This is a genomic window from Levilactobacillus spicheri DSM 15429, from assembly GCF_001435095.1.
GTDB classification, from domain to species: Bacteria; Bacillota; Bacilli; order Lactobacillales; family Lactobacillaceae; genus Levilactobacillus; species Levilactobacillus spicheri.
The window spans coordinates 1-18687 of sequence record NZ_AZFC01000028.1 but is presented as its reverse complement, the minus strand read 5'-3'; the positions used below and the strand labels follow the sequence as shown (position 1 = coordinate 18687).

The 18687-nt window shown below is 57.0% G+C and carries 13 protein-coding genes; 7 read left to right on the top strand and 6 right to left on the bottom strand.

Features of this window, described 5'->3' with window-relative positions:
- The first annotated feature begins 3 nt into the window (after positions 1-3).
- Both FD37_RS08135 and FD37_RS08130 read left to right on the top strand, forming a co-directional pair.
- Positions 4-660: a hypothetical protein gene (locus FD37_RS08135; protein ID WP_225436343.1), complete on the top strand. Its 657-nt coding sequence runs from the start codon at positions 4-6 to the stop codon at positions 658-660.
- 441 nt (positions 661-1101) lie between these two features.
- Positions 1102-1302 (top strand): hypothetical protein, encoded by a 201-nt coding sequence (locus FD37_RS08130; protein ID WP_056964690.1) that lies wholly within the window; start codon positions 1102-1104, stop codon positions 1300-1302.
- 158 nt (positions 1303-1460) lie between these two features.
- Here FD37_RS08130 and FD37_RS08125 read toward each other — a convergent pair whose 3' ends face one another.
- The 3 genes from FD37_RS08125 to FD37_RS08115 all read right to left on the bottom strand — a co-directional run bounded on the left by FD37_RS08125 (position 1461) and on the right by FD37_RS08115 (position 4692).
- The gene (locus FD37_RS08125) at positions 1461-2312 is read right to left on the bottom strand and encodes a hypothetical protein (protein ID WP_056964848.1); all 852 of its coding nucleotides are present in this window, start codon (positions 2310-2312) and stop codon (positions 1461-1463) included.
- A 67-nt stretch (positions 2313-2379) separates the two neighbouring features.
- Complete coding sequence (locus tag FD37_RS08120) at positions 2380-2805, bottom strand: helix-turn-helix domain-containing protein (protein ID WP_045806243.1); 426 nt, start codon at positions 2803-2805, stop codon at positions 2380-2382.
- A gap of 63 nt (positions 2806-2868) precedes the next feature.
- Positions 2869-4692, bottom strand: coding sequence for a M3 family oligoendopeptidase (locus tag FD37_RS08115; RefSeq protein ID WP_056964688.1), 1824 nt, complete (start codon positions 4690-4692; stop codon positions 2869-2871).
- A gap of 370 nt (positions 4693-5062) precedes the next feature.
- On the opposite strand from FD37_RS08115, the gene FD37_RS08105 reads away from it, so the two are divergent.
- From FD37_RS08105 to rny, 3 genes are all read left to right on the top strand, one after another.
- Positions 5063-6007: an alpha/beta hydrolase gene (locus FD37_RS08105; protein WP_056964684.1), complete on the top strand. Its 945-nt coding sequence runs from the start codon at positions 5063-5065 to the stop codon at positions 6005-6007.
- Positions 6008-6147: 140 nt separating this feature from the next.
- A complete protein-coding gene (locus FD37_RS08100) occupies positions 6148-6840 on the top strand; it encodes a YoaK family protein (protein ID WP_147007784.1) in 693 nt (230 codons plus the stop codon).
- A gap of 95 nt (positions 6841-6935) precedes the next feature.
- Entirely contained in the window at positions 6936-8543 is a 1608-nt protein-coding gene (gene rny, locus FD37_RS08095; protein WP_056964682.1) for a ribonuclease Y, read from the top strand.
- Positions 8544-9358: 815 nt separating this feature from the next.
- Here rny and FD37_RS08090 read toward each other — a convergent pair.
- On the bottom strand, positions 9359-10933 hold the full coding sequence (locus FD37_RS08090) for a bifunctional metallophosphatase/5'-nucleotidase (RefSeq protein ID WP_045806249.1): 1575 nt from the start codon (positions 10931-10933) through the stop codon (positions 9359-9361).
- A gap of 1065 nt (positions 10934-11998) precedes the next feature.
- Positions 11999-14035 carry a cation:proton antiporter gene (locus FD37_RS08085; protein WP_147007787.1) on the bottom strand — a complete coding sequence of 679 codons (2037 nt, stop codon included), beginning with the start codon at positions 14033-14035 and terminating at the stop codon, positions 11999-12001.
- A 575-nt stretch (positions 14036-14610) separates the two neighbouring features.
- Here FD37_RS08085 and spx point away from each other — a divergent pair.
- On the top strand, positions 14611-15009 hold the full coding sequence (gene spx, locus FD37_RS08080) for a transcriptional regulator Spx (protein WP_045806251.1): 399 nt from the start codon (positions 14611-14613) through the stop codon (positions 15007-15009).
- A 542-nt stretch (positions 15010-15551) separates the two neighbouring features.
- On the opposite strand, the gene FD37_RS08075 is transcribed toward spx, so the two are convergent.
- Entirely contained in the window at positions 15552-15827 is a 276-nt protein-coding gene (locus FD37_RS08075; RefSeq protein WP_045806253.1) for a hypothetical protein, read from the bottom strand.
- A 328-nt stretch (positions 15828-16155) separates the two neighbouring features.
- Between FD37_RS08075 and FD37_RS08070 the strand changes: the two genes are divergently transcribed.
- A complete protein-coding gene (locus FD37_RS08070; protein WP_056964681.1) occupies positions 16156-18126 on the top strand; it encodes a S9 family peptidase in 1971 nt (656 codons plus the stop codon).
- Positions 18127-18687 lie beyond the last annotated feature (561 nt).

The following is an 18687-nucleotide window of genomic DNA, read 5'->3' as shown; positions in this document are numbered from 1 at the left end:
TTGATGGAACGACAGATTCAAGGCTTTATCGAGGCAGTGGAAAATGACGAGGTGCAACACTTCCAGACCACAGCGACGCAGGCCGACTTTTACGCCGATCCAGACGCGACGATGGCGCCGTTAGCGGCCTTTATGCGGGACCAAATCAACGCCGACCACCTGGCGCAGGCCGAGCTGATCCTCAGCGACGCCGGTGTGTCCGTTCGGTTGGAGCTCAGCGTCATCAACCTGCCCCTGCAGGACAGTAAGACGATTGCCAAAATCATGGCGGTCGAGGAAACCGCACCGCTCAACGTCTACGCGGTGATGGAAGCGGAGGGGCTCAACGCCTCGGGATTGCGGATCGACGCGCTGGCGCCCGCGACCACCTACGTGGAGCAGGCGGCCACGGCCGACCAGAGCCTGCACGACTGGTTAGCGCTGCAAATCGACAAGCTGCAGACGGCGGCCGAAAATGCGGCCCAGACCGATGTGCCGCAGGCGACCGTCACGCAACCGGCGACCAAGAAGGCCCCGGCCAAGCGGACCACGCGGAAGACGACGGCTAAGAAGCCGGCAGCGAAGAAAACCACGACCAAGAAGCCGGCTGCTAAGAAGGCGCCGGCGAAGAAAACGACGACTACGCGGAAGACCACGACCCGCAAGACAACGAAAAAATGACCAGCAGCTTGCATTGTGAGCGGCAGGATGGTATGATATTTTTATGCGATGAGTCGAGAAATCACGGGTTATTGGTTCGCCAATAACTTCTGCGCAAGCGGCTAGGTGAATTTTTGATGGTAGGGCACAGATGTCACCGGATTTGTGACGTGCATGATTTTGCGGGAATGTGGATTCCAAAATAAATCCCGTTAGGCGTAAGTTTAACGGCTACCGTAAAAGGCCCTCAGGGATTTCGATCCTTGAGGGCCTTTTTTTGTGGAAAATTTTAATAGGAAATTTGACGTGTTGAATGGTCACTGATAACCAGTTTGTTGGGCGAAAATTCTAAAGCAAAGGATAAGCTTGCGTCAAAGACGGGAAAACGGGAGCGTTCATGACACCCTAATCGGCGTTTGGCCACATAATATGGGCGAAATAACGGTTAGGGGAGTTGAGAGTATGTTGACGAATGGCTTACCGTTGATTTTCTTCGTGCTGTTGCTGGTGGTGGCCATCGCCACCGCTGGCAGTACGGCGGGCACGAACCACGCGGCCCCGGGTGTGCGCGCCATGCGGACCATCTACGTGGTGGTCGTCAGTGCCTTTGTGGTGGGGGTTCTGTTCTGCTACGTCCTGGGAAACATGGGGCCAACGGTTTAATTAGCAAAAAAGCGGGCCGAGATGATGATGACCATCTCGGTCCGCTTTTTACGGTCGTATTGAATTTTATGACTCACTTATGTGTCCTGCGAGGGACTCATAAAACGGTGGATTTGTCGCCCTACCGATGTTTTTTTCCGTGCTAACCACGTGAACCGCTATTTCACCAGGAACACGTGGTCCTTGATGAGGTCGATGGCGGTGTAGTGGCGGTTGAGGTGGCGGGTGTCCGCGTTCTCGATGAACTCGGCGTTATCCCAGAAGGCCGCCGACCCGGTGGCACCGTGCGGCTCGCCGATGACCACGAAGTCGACCTGGGCGTTCGCTTGGCGAATCGCCTGCAATAGCTCCCAGTCCAGTGGCAGGCCGTCGGGTGACCAGGACATCACGACCACCCCGACCTGATCCTGGTACTTGTGGAAGGCGTCGAGCGCGCTCAGTGGTTCGATGGCCGTCAGGGGATGGCGCCCGGTCTCGTTCTCACTGGTCCAGGTCTGACTGTCGGTCGCGTAGACGGTCTTGTGAGCGTCCCGCAGGCCTTTAGAAATGTAGCCGTTGCCGGCCATGACCTCTAACACGGCCCGGTCACCCACGAAGTCGGCCAGGTCGCTGATGAACGGCCGCGGGGTGTAGGCCCACATGCCGTAGTGTTCCTCGAGGTAGTCGCGAAAGTAGCGCAGGTCGTGGTCCAGGTGGGGCAGAGCGGCGATCAGCTTGTCCCAGAGCTTGTCGCCGACCGGGTCCCCCTTAGGAAACTTCTGGTTGAGGTTCTGGTAGATCAGGTCCTCGCTGTTGTCCGGCAACTGCAGCAGGGGCAGCTGTTGCGGCAGGTCGCCCGCCGCCAGCATCTTATCGGCCAGCAGGACGTTGCTGATGAGCAGTTTGATGGCCGGGTATTCGGTAAATTCTTGATAATACGCGGTCATGCGGTCGATGTAGGCCGTTTTTTGTTGGGCTAACGGCTGGTGCCGAAAGCTCTTTTTGAGTTGCTTGAGTTTACGTGGATTCACGGATAGCGCTCCTTTCGTGTCAAACCAAAAGGTCGGCTGGCGTTCTGACCAACCGACCTTCATAAAATTAATGATCGTCCAAATGTAAGTCCAATTCTTCTTGTTGGTTGGGCTGAGTCTCGGTCCCGCGGTGTTCCTTGCCGTGCAAGTAGCCGTCGATCAGCTGGTAGATCTCGTAGCGGTCGCGGCCGCTGAGGACCTCACGGTTAAAGCTGAGCTGCTTGCCGGAGAGAAACAGGCGGCCTAAGTCGTAGGCGTCCCGTTCCGTTTTCCCCGCCAGGTAGTCCATGGTCACGTCGAAGTACTCCGCTAATTTACGGATCTCGATGAACGATGGCGTCCGCACGCCCCGTTCCCAGTTACCAATCTGGGAGGCCGTATTCTGATGATCGTCCTCGTCGGTTTCCGAGGTCTGTTGATTCAAACCGGCCGCCAGTTGCTCAAGGGTAATGTGCTGGCCGCGCCGTAATGCCCGAAGTCGTTCCGGAAACATCTACTCACCCACTTTACTAATGGTTTTATTCACTAAATCCATTATACCACGCTCCGTTAGGGCTTACCGGCCATTTGCCGATTTGACCAACGGATCGGTGAGGCGCATGAACTCGGCGACGTCGCGCTTGATCAGCGCCACGCCGTTCAACCAGAAGTCGGGTTGGGTCAGGTCGACGCCCAGGTGCTTTTGGGCGAGGTCTTCGGTCGACATGTTGGCCGTGTCCCGCAACAGCGCGATGTATTGATCCTCGAAGTTCCCGGTCTGTTGGGCCTTGGCGTAGATGCCCAGACTGAAGAGGTAGCCGAAGACGTACGGGAAGTTGTAGAAGGCCGGTTCGTCGATGTAGAAGTGCAGCTTGCTGGCCCAGAGGTGGGGCGAGTAGGTTGACAGGTCGTGGCCAAAGGCTTCCTTCTGGGCGTTGAGCATCAGTTCGTTGAGCTCGGCCGGCGTGACCAGCTTCTTCTGCCGGAGCTGGTAGAAGCGCGTTTCGAAGAGGAAGCGTGCCCGAATGTTGAGGAACATCGCGACCGGGTTGTCCATCTTGGCGTTGATCAGTGAAATCTTTTCCGCGTCGCTGGTGGCGGCCTTGACGTTGGCGTCGGCCACGATGAGCTCCCCGAAGGTCGAGGCGGTCTCCGCCACGTTCATCGCGTAGCCCTGCCGCAGGAACGGCAAGTCACCGATGACGCTGGAGTGAAAGGCGTGCCCGAGTTCGTGGGCCAAGGTCGACACGTCGTTGGGGGAGCCGGTAAAGGTCATGAAGATCCGCGACTCGTCGGTCTCCGGGGCGCTTTCCATCCAGCCGCCCGGGGCCTTGCCCGCGCGGTCCTCGGCCTCGATCCAGCGGTGCTCGAAGGCGTGTTGTGCCAGGGCCGCCATCTTCGGGGAAAACTCCCCGTAGTGCTTGATGATGAAGGCCGCGGCCTCGTCGAAGGTGAAGTGGTGCTCCTGACTGCCGGGCAGATTCAGGGGTGCTTCGACGTCCTGCCATCCGGCGTGCTTCTTGCCCAGCAACGCGGCTTTACGGTCGAGGTAGTCGAGTAAGAATTGCTTGTTGTCGTCGACGACCCGCCAGATGGTCTTGAGCGTCTGGGCGCTCATCCGGTTCTGCTTCAGGGGTTCCTGTAGGAAGTCGTCGATGCCGTGGGCCTTGTACTCGGTCAGCCGGAAGCCGGCCAGGTGATTCAAGGTGTCGGCGAAAAGCTGTTCCTTATCCGTCCAGGCTTTTTCCCAGGCGGGCAACAGGTGTGCCCGGTAGGTCGGGTCGGCGTTGCCCAGCAGGTTGTTATCAGCTTGGCCGGCCGACAAGGTGACCGGGTTGCCGCTGGCGTCGTGGAACGGGACGCTGACCGTGGCGACCAGGGAGTCGTAGTGACTGCTCCAGGCGGACTTGCCGTCGAGGTTGAGCTGGTTGATCAGATTCTCGGTCTTGTCGTCGAGCAGTTCCTTGCCCTCGTCGCGCATCTCGGTCAGGTTGAAGGCGATGGGTTGCAGGTCGGGCTGGGCCAGCATCGCGGTAAAGGTCTTATCGGGAACCTGGACCAGGACCTTTTCGAGCTTGTCGCTGACCGTCTTGACCTGGGTGCTCAGCGTCTGGAGCCGAGCTTCCATCGGGGCGACGTCGGGGTTCTGGATGTCGGCCGACCCCACGGCGGTGATGAAGAGACCGGCCTGGCCGATGCCGGCTTCGATGGCCTGCAGCTGGGTAATCAGCTTGCGGAATTGGGGGAAGTCGGGGGCGTCACTAGCGGCGTCCCAGCGGTCGAGCAGGTCGCCAAGCGATGCGGTGTCAGTTTTGAGTTGCGTGAATTTAGCTTTGAGCTGGGCCGAGTGGATGCCGCCACTAAAGAGCGAATCGAGGTCCCAGTTTAACGAATAGGTCATTGGGCAAAACCGCCTTTCTAAGCGTGAAAAATGTGATGATGGTGAGGGGGATGAACCAGAAGTCGCTTCCGGGCCAGGCAAAAATTGGGCTGGAACGGGGTGGGCGCGGCTGCGAGCCCGTAGCCCAGGTCTCGCAGACCGACCTTTGTCTAAGCCGGCTGAAAACCGCCGACTTAGACAAATTTCACCCCTGAGCCCATTTTTGCCTGGCCCTCCAGCTGAACACACTCCTGACCTGCTTCCTCGTCGGTCGGGGGATATGCCCCTTAACTCACCATAAGTTGGCTATATTATAGCAAATTTCTTAACGATTGCGTTGGCGGGACGAACTTCGTATACTGAACCTAAGGCATTTATAGGGGGAAAAGAAATGAGTAAACGACAAAAGCACTGGCTACTGGGGTTGGGAACCCTGGTGGTCTTGGTCATCGTGGCGCTGATCGGCGCCAGTCTGTATTTTTATAACTTAACGGTCGCCCGGGGGAAAAAGAGCTTCATTGGGGCCCCCACGGTCTTGAAGACCAGCGACCCGTTATACACCCAGAAACACTGGTTCCAGACGGCGCACAAGTACCGCTGGACCGAAAAAGCGGCCGACGCTCATTTTAAATTGGTCGCCGACTACGTGCCCGCCGCCAAGGCCACGAAAAAGACGGTGGTCTTGGTCCACGGCTTCGCCTCCAGCAAGGAACAGATGGGCGGCTATGCCGGCCTGTTCCACCAGCTCGGCTACAACGTGCTGGTGCCCGATGACCGGGCCCAGGGGCAGAGTGGCGGTCAGGCCATGAGCTACGGTTACTTCGAAAGCCGCGATTATCTTAAATGGATCAACCAAGTCATCGCGCGCCAGGGCAAGCAGTCGCAAATCGTCCTGTTCGGGGTCTCCATGGGGGGCGCCACGACCATGATGGCCAGCGGGCAGAAGACGCCGACGCAACTCAAGGCCTACATCGAGGACTGCGGGTACACCACGGCCGACGCGGAGATCCGCTACCAGGCCAAGCAGATGTACAACCTGCCGTACTGGCCGATGGTGCCGCTGACCAGTGCCGTGACCAAGCTGAAGGCCGGCTTTAGCTTCAAACAGGCCGACGCTTTGAGCGCGGTCAAGAAGAATCACAAGCCGATGCTGTTCATTCACGGGGGCGCGGACACCTTCGTGCCGACCAAGATGGTCTACCAGGTCTACCGCGCGGACGCGGGGCCGAAGCAATTGCTGGTGGTCCCGGGCGCCAAGCACGCCGCGTCGTACAGCCACAGCCCCAAGACCTATGCGGCTAAGGTCAAGGCCTTCTTGGCGGAGTACGTGAAGTAGGGAATTGATCGGATAGAGAAGCAGTCATTCGGTCCCAAGACCTTACGGTGACCGCGGCTACACTGACGGGAATTGACAAGAAGGAACACTATTGGATGATTTTCCCGGTCAGTGGGCCGGGCTGATAGGAGATGTTTCGGATGGATCAAGTGGGGACGAAACAATTTCGCCCGATGATGGAAACGATTCTGACCCTGGGGGCCACCATCGTGATGGGGATGATCGACGCCGATACCTTTTTGAATCACGGTGCCATCTTCGTGAGCGCCCAAACGGGGAACCTGGTGGTCTTTGCGGTCAAGTTCGTCGAACACGGCTGGTCGGCCGCCTGGGTCAACGTGCCCGTCTGGGTGGGCTACTTCCTGGGGTGCTTCGTCGCTCAGGGACTGAGCGAACACGTCGGGCAGGGCAATAAACGCCGGCAACTGCGCTGGCTGATGTTCTTCGACGTGGTGGTCTACGTCATCCTGTCGGCACTTCAGAATACGCTGCCGACCATGTGGCTGATCTTCTTCCTGGGCATCGTGGCCGGCTACGAACTGACGATTTTTCGGCAGGTCGGCGGCATCGCCATCAATAACGGCATCATGACCGGGAACACCAAGAACCTGGCGACCAATTCGTTTAAGGCCTGGTTCGACCGGGACCCGGCGGCGCGCAAGAAGCAGCACCGCATCGCGTTAGTCCTGGCGACCTTCCTGCTGGGCTGTGGCCTGGGCGCCGGGATGGCCAAGTTTGCCACGGTGACGGTGTTGTGGGTGGCCAGCGCCATCAAGCTGATTTTGCTGTTCCTGCTGTTCACGCCGAACGCGATGGACAAACCCACCGTTTGAACAGTTGGGTTGCGGCCCGAAGTGGCGTATAATTAACGAGAAACCTGACCAACCACCCGGGACCTTTTCCGGGGGCCAATTAAGGAGACATTATTTTGTTAGTAACCGGATTGATTATCGGTCTACTCGTGATTGGACTGATCCTGGGGTACCTCGTCCGGCGTCACCGACACATTCAGAAATTGATGACCGTGCAGGCGCAAGCCCGGCAGATCATCGAGAACGCGACCGCCCAGACGAAGCAGAAGATTGCGACGTTACAGGCGAAAAGTCGGCGCGAGACCTTAGCGTATCAACAGTCCGTCAAGGATGAATTGACCGAACAAAAAAGCGACATTGCCGTGCGGGAACAACGCCGGCAGCAACGCGAACAATTGTTGAACCAGATGGCCGTCCGTTTAGACGACCAGACCAGCTTATTAGACGAACGCAGTCAGACGAACCACCAGCAACGCCAGAAGATCCACGACTTACGCGACCAAGCCACCGCCTTGCGGGACAAGCGGGTCACCACGTTGGCGGAACAGGCGGCGATGTCGACCAAGGAAGCCGAAGAGGTGGTCTTACAGGACACCGATTTGGCGTTAAAACGCGACCGCGATATCGAGGTCAAGGCGCTCAACGATGACGCCGAGGCCAACGCGGAGAAGTGGGCCAAGGACGTGGTCTTAGCGGCGACCGAGAGTGGGCCGCAAGACCTGCCCAAGGAACACCTCGAGCACACGGTCACCGTGCCCAACGGCGAGGTCCGCAGCAAGATTATCGGCCGCGACGGCCAGCACATTCGCTTGCTGGAGACGCTGACCGGGACCGACCTGATCTTCGTGCCGGACGACAACTCCACGCTGTTCATCAGCACTCACGACCCGATTCGCCGGGAAGTGGCCCGTACGGCGCTGACCAACCTGATTGCCAGTCGGCGGATCTCCGCCAACCAGATCGAGACGCAGGTGGAAAATGCGCAACGGGACGTCAACCACAGTCTCTGGGAAGTCGGCGAGCAGGCGGTCAGCCGCTTGCACGTGGGCTGGATGCACCCCGACCTGATGAAGCTGATTGGCCGGCTCAAGTACCGGACCAGCTACGGCCAAAACGTGTTACAACATTCGATTGAGGTCTCGCAGCTGGCCGGTGCCATGGCGGCCCGGCTGGGCTACGACGCCCGCTTAGCGCGGCGGGCCGGCCTGCTCCACGATTTAGGGAAGTCCATTGACCACGAAGTCGAGGGCACCCACGTGGAGATTGGGACCGAGTTTGCCGAGAAGTACGGGGAAGACCCCATCGTCATCAATGCGATTGCCGCGCACCACGGGGACGTGGAGAAGACCTCGCCGATTTCGGCGCTGGTCGCGGCGGCCGATGCCATTTCGGGGGCGCGTCAAGGGGCCCGGAGCGAATCGGTCGAGGATTACATCAACCGGCTGCGGTCCTTGGAGAAGATTGCCAACGACCGCGACGGGGTGACGGAAAGCTACGCCATCCAAGCGGGGCGGGAGTTACGGATCATCGTCAACCCGCAGACGCTGGACGACCACGCGGCGGCCAACCTGACGCAGGAAGTGGCCCAGCAGGTCGAGAAGGAACTGACCTATCCCGGCAAGATTCGGATCACCACGATTCGCAAGCTCACGGCGGTCGAGTACGTGGGCGACGAAAAGAAAAAGAAGAAGAAAAAGAAAAAGGCGGCCAACGCCGCTTCTTAACGCAGGATGACCGGTTCTCCTTGGGGGGGAGCCGGTTTTTTGCTGGATTTTTTTAGGAATAACTGTCCAGAAAATTATTCTGATTGGTGGGGATGGCCGCTCCACGCCGGCGAGCAAGATGGTCGTGGTGGGCACGACTCCAGAGCCTCGAAAATCACGAGTCTCTAGAGCTCGGCCTTGATGTAGGCCGGGAAAATACCCCGACCAACATCAATTTCACCACGACCATCAAGTCGCCTCTGTTGCGCTAACGTTAGTCATGAATGGCAGTTCAACGGGGTTGCGTTGACCGTTTAGAGGTCAGCATGAATTAACCGGTGACATTGAATCGGGTAAGCCTTACTTGGTGTGAAGCCGCCTAATGACTGTGGCTAGGCCAAATTGTCATTGCCTACTTAGTCAGTCATAATCGGGATTAGTCGTCTTGTTTCGGGATAATCGCCGGATGAACTTGGCGTGGGCCGGTTGTTCAAGCGAACGATTAAGATGTTAGTTGAAATCGCCCCTTTCACATAATTGGTGCCGGGTTTGTCCCCAGCGTCATTGTTATCGACCATCCAGCACCGTGGCGTCGGCGTTTTCCCCGTGGTGAAATGATTGTTAGCCAGCGTCTTTTGCTGGCTTACAATCAGGCCGAGTTCCGGAAACTCGCGGGCTTGGCGAGGTTTCGGAATCGTGCCCACCTCGGGGAAATAAAGCCGACAGAACGGTGCGCCAGCTAGCACTATGTTGCCAAAAAAAGTGCCCCATGGCTCCTAACGCGCTGGTTAGGGTCCATGGGGCACTTCGTTAATTGGTTAATTAGTGGTGCTGGTTTAGGATTCCCGTGGTTCGTTGACCACGCTGAAGTTTTGGTTAGTGGTCGCATCCACGACGGGGTGGGCCTGCAGGTAGTCGGCAATCAGCTCGCTCATTGCACTTTGGCTCTCCGCAATGATCTTGTTGGCGCCGAACATGCCGTAGTGGCCGCCGCCGACCGCGCGGTACTGGTTCAAGACGATGCGCAGCGGCTGGTCGTCGCGGACCGGTTGACCGTGGTAGGTCAGGTTCTCGACCCGGTGGCCCATCGGTTGGGCGATGTTCAGCCGGTAGTCGATGCCTTCGTACATGTCGTAATTGTACTGCCGGTGTTTCGGATGGATAAAGGCCGGATTGACCCCGATTTTCCCGTCGATAATGCTGAAGTAGCGGGCACTGACCTCTAGGGCGGCCCGCAAGTCGGCCCCGGTGATGTTCAGAAGCGACAGCCCGTTGGGGTAAACGTAGTTGGTCATGATGTTGCGCATGGTGATGGGATTCTCGAAACCGCGTGCCTCGTTACTGAAGAGGGCCGTGGCCGAGATGTCCGCCCCCATGGTCGCCATCTGGACCCGTTGAATAAATTCAATGTAGGGCGTTTCGTGCCGGCGCGCGTCTTCGGGGTCGGTAAAGGTCATGTCCCCGTTGATGTGGCCCAGCGGTTGGTCCAACCAGTGGGCGACCTGATTGTTCAGGCCGGTCGCCGCGTCGATGACCTTTTCGTCCAACGGCGCATCCGCCGCGGAGACCAGGGCGGTGTCGTAGTTGGTCACGGTCACCTGACCGTCCGCATCGCGGTGCAGGTCCAGGGTGATCTTCCCGATGGCCTGTCCCCGGAAGCCGGGTTGAGTGATCGGCGTGTCGAAGACGCTGGTCGCGATTTGGCGGTGTTGGTGACCGGTCACCAGGGCGTCGATGCCCGGAATGTCCTGTAACATGTGGTAGGCTTCGTTTTCGCCCACGTGGATGTCGTTGGGCTCGCCGGTCGCTAGGTCGCGCTCAAAGCCGCCGTGGTAACAGACCACGACCACGTCCGCGAGCTTCCGCAGAATGGGAACGTACTTCTTGGCGGCGATGTAGGCCGACTCGAATTGCAGGCCGTCGATGTTGGTCGCTTTTTCCCATTTATAGACGGCTTGGGTCGTCAGGCCGAGGACGCCGATCTTCAGGCCGTCCTTTTCCAGGATGGTGTAGGGCCGACCATATTCGGGGTCACCGTTATGGTCGAGAATGTTGGCGCAGAGGATCTGCCGGCGCGCGTCGTGAATCGCCGCTTGTAGGTAGGCCTGGCCATAATTAAATTCATGATTGCCCAAAATGCCGCAATCGTAATCGATCTGGTTGTAAATGTTCATTAACGGTTCGGGGTCGCGGGCGGCTTGGACCCGGGCGACGTAGTAGGCCAGCGGAGAACCTTCGAGAAAATCACCGTTTTCAATCGTGACAACCGGGCCTTCGGCGGCCGCCTGCTCGCGGGCCAAGACGGTTGCCGCGCGCGCCAGCCCAAACCCCTGGTGACTGCCCTTCTTCACGTAGTTCGTGGGAAAGACGTACCCGTGTGTATCGCTGGTTGATAAAATTGTCAACTTCATGATGTGTTCACCCTCCAATGACGTCTTACTGGCGCTATTTCGGCCGGTGTCAGCCGGTGGACCGAAAACGCTGAATGTATCACGTGTTAAAAGAAATTATAAGCTAGTTTGCGGGAAGTGTAAATTTTTGATGGCTTTTTTTGCCTGATTATGAGGAAAATTCTAACAAAAAACGACGATGCCACCAACCAGGATGACGATCGTCGTTCTTTGAAAAGCGTAAATTACGCGATACACGGGCATTTATGCAATGACTCTTTGCCCGGTAACAATTACTTTGGAGGAGTAAAATTTCGTAACTTATTCATTCAAATTCGTAAGTTATGGTTTTACTATACCGCTAAATTGTGAAGAAAATGTGACGGACTCGAAAAATTAAGGGGCAACAGGATTAACTTGTGAAAACGGAAGCGGGTAAACCGGTGCTGATAGGGGGTCACTACCGCTCCACGCCGGCGAGCAAGATGGTCGTGGTGGGCACGACTTCGAAGCCCTGAAACCCACAGGTCTCCGAAGCTCGGCCTTGATGTAGACCGGGAAAATACCCCGACCAACATCAATTTCACCACGACCATCAAGTTGCCTCTGTTCCGCTGAGATTAGCAATTCGTGGCAACTTAACGCGGCGGATTGACAACTTAACTGGTTAAAACGCCATCATGAACTGAGCCATCGTTGGGTGACAGTCGACAATTCTGGCCGATATTAATAGTAGTTGGTATTAGTTGTGCCTAACTCTGACCTTCTACCATACGAGATGGCACCAAACGTTCATCCGGAGAACAGGCTAACGGCCTCGTGTGGGCCGATTATTGAGACGATGAAGGTTGGTTCCTGAAGACAGTGGTTGTCAAGCAGCCAACAAACGAAATGGTAATGGCCCATTTAGCACTGTGACGGCGGCGTTTTTCCCCGTGGTGAAATGATTGTTAGTCAGCGTCTTTTGCTGGCTTACAATCAGGCCGAGTTCCGGAAACTCGCGGGCTGGGCGAGGCTTCGGAATCGTGCCCACCTCGGGGAAATGGAGCCGCCGTCCCGGTGCGGCAGTCCTCGCCAATTAGGAACCTAGTCATTATCCGTCTGCGTGACCGTTTGCATGTAGAGCATCTGGTCGGTGGAAATCTGCTGGTAGAGCTCATCGGCCAGGGCCGGCGGAATCGTCTGGGCCGCGCGTTGTTGGCTGACATAGGTGTACTCGTACTGGAACGCTTGAATGAACAACTCGTTTTCGTGACGGTTGGTCTTGTGCCGGTCCAAGCGCCGGTGCCGGACGTTGTAGAAGTTTCGCACCGAATTGACCTCCGACTGGTTCTCAACGGTGGAGATCTTCGTCAGGTAAGCCATGACGTCGGTGTAGCCCTGATTTTCCATGGCGCGGTAAGCTTCCCAAATGCCCGTGTGGTCGTCTTGGCGCTTTTGCTGGAGCGCTTGACGCTGTTCGGGAGTCAGGTGTTGGTACTTCTTACGAATCTCCCGTTGAGTGCGGCGCCGGCCGTTGCGGCCAAACAGCACGCGGTGGCTGGCCCGGTGTAATAGGAACTTCCACCAGGCGCCCATTCCGGTCAGCGAGAAGTGGTTATCCCGCCGCATCTTCCGGACCAAGCCCCGCACGTAGCGGTTGGCGTAGGCCTGGGTGACCACCCCGTCGTCGGCCATCTGTTGGATACTGCTGATTTCGAGGTTGTTGGCGGCCGTCATAATGTCGCGGACGACCTGGCGATCCGGGAAGTAGTTGTTGCTTTGGCTGGTCAGGATGGCCACCACGGACTGGGTCGCGGTCGGGTCATCCGTCTGTTCGGCCACCAACCGGTCAGCGGCGTAGGCCACCAGCTTTTTCCGCTCCTGGGCGGCCATGGCGGGATCGACCGGCTGTTCCTTATTGGGCAGGATCAGCGGGAGGATCAGGCTCGGCATCAGGAGGCTGATGATGATCACCACGGCGGCGATGAAGATCATGGTGTTACGGAAGGGAAAGGCGTGGCCGTTCAGCGTGAGCGGCAGGGAGAAGGCCATGGCCAGGGTAATGGTCCCGTGGATCCCGGACAGCGCGCCAATGACGCCGTAATGGCGCCGGTCCTTGGGCTGGGAGTGAATCCGGGCCCAGTCGAGGCGCACCCAGAGGTACCGTAAGAGAAACATTACGGCGTACAGGACCGCGCCCAAGAGGACGTAAAGGGGAATCGACTTGGTGTCGTCGGCCACGATATTTTGCCAGACGGTCGGCAGCGACACGCCCAGGAGGACGAAGACGAAGCCGTTTAACAGGCTGGTCAGGATCTGCCAAGTCGACCGGCTGACCAGCTGCATCTGGGTACTGGAGAGCCGAATCTGGGTCAGCGCGCTGCTCCGCAACAGCCCAGCGGCCACCACGGCCAGAATCCCGGACAGCTCGAAGTGCTCGGCGACCAGGTAGATGAAGAAGGGCGTGAGGACGTCGTAGGGGATGATCACGCTGACGGAATCAAGCCCCTGCTGGACCATCACGATCCGGCCCCAGGTGATGATGGCGCCCAGGACCAGCCCAATCAGCAGCCCGCCCAAGAAGACCACCAGAAAGTGGGTGATCCCGAAGCGTACCGAGAAGGTCCCGGTCGAAAAGGCGGTCAGGGCCAGGCTAAAGGCGACCAGGCCGGATGCGTCGTTGAACAGCGATTCGCGTTCCAGCATGCTCATGACCTTTTCGGGAACGGCCAGGTTGGTGGTGATCGAGGACACGGCCACCGCATCGGTCGGCGTGACGATGGCGGCCAATGCGAAGGCCAGGGCCAACGGCAACACCGGGAGGATGCTGCGGGTCAGGTAGCCCATCAGGATCACGGTCAGGATGGCCAACGTGATGGCCATGGAGACGATGGACGGGATGTGCCGGCGCAGTGAATGGGTGTCGGTATTTTGACCATCATGGAACATGAGGGGCGCAATGATGATGAGCATGAACATCTCGGGCTCCAGCATGAAGTGGTGGAAGTAGGGGACCAGTGACAGCACGGCCCCCGCAAAGATCTGGTAAAACGCCTGGGGAATCCGGGGAAAGATCGGGTAGACCAGGTTGGCTACGATGGTCGCGACCATGAGGAGCACGACGGCGTAGAAAATTTCCAAGGTAACAGCCTCCTTAACGGCGTTCACAAGGGGACGCCGGGGAATAAGTGCGCTTTTAGTTTACGCTTCTTGTGGGCAAAGCAACACCGTTAACCCCTGTTTTATTTGAGGACTCAACCGAATGTTTAGCCACTCTGCTGGGAGTGTGCAAGGGTTTACGGGGTGAAAGTGGTTGCTTGCATGAATAAAAACACAAAACATATGAATATTCATTCAAGAAACCGTTGCCATCTTTTTGGTCTGCGAATATGGCCGGCTGGCGAAAAGCCCCATGGTTGATAGATTGAACAAAGCAACTTTGTGAAGGGATTAGAACGGCCTTTGCCCGCTCTTTTTACCCGAAATCACAAATTTAGTTGTAAACAAATCAATTGTTTTTTGAACCAACTAACTGCCAAAATTGACGCAATTATAATTTAGAAACTTTCCAAAAAAGGTTGATTATTCATTCAATTGTGGTAACATATAAGTTGGTTCTACTAGATGGTTCATTTAACTGTTGAAATGGCCCATTACCGGAACTAGTTGTTGTTTTCTATCGTTAACTCAATCCAACGATAAGGAAGTGCTGAGATATGATTAATCTGTATATTGCACCAAGTAGTGCATCCAGTCGTAAGGCACGGGCATGGTTGAAGGACCACGATATCGCGTTCCAAGAACGGAATATCAAGTCGAAGCCGTTGAACGCTGCCGAAGTTAAGCAGATTTTACGCTTAACTGAAAATGGGAGCGAGGACATCATTTCGACTCGGTCGAACATCTTCAAGCAGTTGCACGTTGACCTGGATAGCTTATCGGTCAGTCAATTAGTTGACTTGGTCGTTAAGTACCCAGACCTGATCAAGCGGCCAATCATCTTTGATGACAAGCGTTTGGAAGTCGGGTACAACGAAGAGGAGATTCGGCGGTTCTTACCACGTGAAGTGCGGACCGCAGAACTTCATCACTTGGAGTCTCAATTAAGCTCATAATAAAAATCGGTCAGTTCTCGGGGGAGTGCTGATCGGTTTTTTTGCGTCCCTTGGTTTGTTTACTTAATGAAAAAATGGGAACGTGGTAACTGGAATGGAACGGCCGATGCGGTCGGCTGTCCGACCACAATGTTATGGAAACTGGAATAGCGGAGCCTTTTGAGGAAATGAGTTGGCTACAGTAATTAAATCGGAATAGTTAGTGTCAATAGGCTGCCTAGCGAATGACGTTGCCACCTTAGGCTGCTTGTGGCGGTTGTTAGCTACATGAGCGGAACAGAGGCGACTTGATGGTCGTGGTGAAATTGACGTTGGTCGGGGTTCTTTCCCGGCCTACATCAAGGCCGAGCTCTGGAGACCACGTTTCCTGTGGGCTCCGGAGTCGTGCCCACCACGACCATCTTGCTCGCCGGCGTGAAGCGCTGATACCGCGTTCTCAAATTCAATTCTAATCATGGTTCAAATAAACGAAATGGCCCTGGGAAGTGCTTCCCGGGGCCATTTTTAATGGATTGGCTAAAGTGAACACCACGAAACGTGGTTTACCGTTGGTACTGTTGGGCCATCTGATGGTAGCCTAACTGGGCTAACGTCTCGGCGACCGTGGCTTCGATCGTGCCCGTCGCAACGACATCAAATCCCGCTAATTGGGCAACGACCAGGCTTTCTACCCGGTGGACCACGGTCGGATCATTGGTGAGGTTGGTCAGGTCACGATGGATGCGTGCGGAATCAAACGCAACGTGGGCTCCTGTAGGGGTCTCCACGGTGAGACCGCCCGGATACATAGTAGCTGAAGATCTGCGAATAACGTCCATCGTTCCACCCCTCCTATGGGTTTGACCCAGCATCTCGGTCCAAAAACCGATTAACTGATCAAATGAGTATACATCTATGGTACGATGAATCTGACGAAATTACAACTACATATAGATAAGAAAAGATAAAAAATCGGTCTCATTCTACATATTGTGTCAAAACCACAGAGAGTGGCTTTGAAAACTCACTGACCGACTAACTTTCCGGGAAATAATGGGGAATTTAGGGCCCGCGAATTTCGATTGACAGGGTCGGGGCGAACGGCTAGGATAGGGATAATCACTTTGTGAGAAAACAATGAGAAAAAACGAAATGGAAGCGATGTGGATGTCAACAGGCGTTAGTGCACGTGATTTATTCCGATTAACCTCTCTTTCCCAGCCGTTAGCGGCGGCTGGTCAGTATTTCTATGTCGAGAACCGGGTCGATGAAGCGGCCAACGGTTACCGCGCGCAGCTCAACAGCGTCGATGACCAGGGGCACCAGCGGGTCGTAGCCACGGTGGGCGACCTGAACGTTCAGCCGGCGGTCACGGCCACCACGGTCTACTTTGCGGCGAAGGTCGGCGACCAACCGGCGCAGCTGACCCAACAACCCTTAGCTGGCGGCAAGGCCGAGACCATCGTGACGCCCGGCGAAGCGGTCAACACCGTTTTGGCGGCGCGGGATGGCCAAAGCCTCTACTTTAAGACCACGGAAACGACCGAAAAACCGAAATTACCGAACACGGAACAGTTCCCCGTGACCCGTCACGTCACGCGGCTGATCAACAAGGCCGATGGCTACGGCTGGCTGCCCCAGCGAGTGACCTACCGCTTGCGGCGGTTCGTGCCGGCCACGGGCGCGGTGGAAGAGATCTTCCAGCAGGCCTACGACTTCACGCTGACCTCGGTGAGTGCCGACGGGACCCTGGTGACCTACCTGCAGGACGACCAACCGGCCAACGACCGGGACTTCGCCCATGGGGCCTATTGTCTTAACGTGCAAACGGGGGCAATCACGCATGTGACGGCCAGCTTGGCACAGGGGCAGTTCGCCGATGCGACCCTGTCACCGGACGGGACCCTGGTGGCCCTGGTCGGCAACGACGGTCAGTTTGGCAGTCAGACGGTCTCGGACCTTTACATCGCCGACCTGGCCAGCGGTCAATTGACCGACTGCACGCCGGATTTGGCGGCCGACCTGGTGCCCGATTTGGCCGGGGACTTTACCCAACAGGTCGGCGGCAAGCTGGTCAAGTGGCTGGATAACGATCAGGTGGCCGTCTTAGCCGCCTTTCACGCCCATAGTCAGGTCTACGTGGGCGGCTTGGCCGGCGTCCACCTGGTCGACGATACCGCCCAACAGATCGTCGACTTCGACGTGGTGACGCCCGATAAATTGGTGCTGGCGGTCTCCCGGCAAACGCTGCCGAGTGCGCTGGTCACGGTGACGGTCGCCGACGGGCAGGAGCGGCTGGTGTACGATCCCAACGCGGCCTACGAGCAGACCCACCATTTCGCCCAACCACAACACTTTGATTACCAGGCGGCGGATGGGCAAGCTTTAGAAGGGTGGTACCTGCCCGCCCAGACGACGGCGCCGCGCACGCCCGTCCTGCTGTACGTCCATGGGGGACCCCACGCCAACTATGGTGAGGCCTTCTTCTACGAATTCCAGGTCCACGCGGCGTTAGGCTACGGGGTGGTCTTCGTGAATCCGCGGGGGTCGACCAGTTACGGCCAGGACTTTGAAAATGCGGTCAACGGCCACTACGGCGAGGGCGACTTTACCGACGTGATGAGCGGCCTGGATTACGCGCTGGCCCACTTCCCCGAGCTCGACGCCGACCGGCAGTACATTGCCGGCGGGTCCTACGGGGGCTTCATGACGCTGTGGACGATCGGCCACACCCACCGGTTCGCGGCGGCGGTCTCACAACGGTCGGTCACCAACTGGATCAGCCTGTTTGGGACCAGCGATATCGGTTTCCGGTTCAATCCCGTGGAACTGGGCAGCGACCTCTTCGATGAGGGTGGGCTGGCCTCTTACTGGAAACAGTCGCCGTTGGCCTACGCGCCGCAGGTCACCACGCCGGTGCGGTTGCTGCACGGGGAGTGGGACATGCGCTGCCCGATCAGTCAGTCGGAAGAGTACTTCACGGCGGTCAAACGGGCGGGCGTCGACGCCGACTTCATCCGTTACCCGCAGAGCTTCCACGGCGTCTCGCGCAGCGGGCTGCCCAGCCTGCGCCTCCAGCGCATCGCTGACATGGACGCTTGGTTCACCGCGCACCCGACGGTTCAAAACAATGACTAGTACGTAGATCAGCGCCTATCAGTCGGCCAGAATCGGGCTGGAACGTTGCCGGCACGACTTCAAGCCTTAGGGAAAGCGCCTAAGTCTTGAAGCTCGGCCTTTCTGTAGCCCGGGAAAGGACCCCGGCCAACAGAAACGAGGCGACTGAGCCCGATTCTGACCTCCTTATCGGCTGAGACGGTCTTGGTCGGACAAGTATGGGGGCATTAATGGCTGCTATACCGAGTAATTGATCAACCTAGGTTTTAAGTCGAAGAAAGTGAAGCTGGTCTTTCTAGCCAGTCAGTCATTGAAGAGCTTCCGGCTCTCGCTTGTAGCGATTGTTTACGGTAGTGGCTGACCAACTCCTAATGAGTTTGTTGGTGATTTTTCACGACCAATTAAATGAATAGTCCAGTGATTCAAATGTTGGTAGGTCATCATCCTATGCTGCCAGTCCGTCCCATTCATGTCGGACACCGCACCATGTGAGCGCAACAGAGGCGACTTGATGGGCATCGTGAAATTGATGTTACCTGGTGTTTCTCAGCCAGGTTACATCAAGGCCGAGCTCCGGAGACC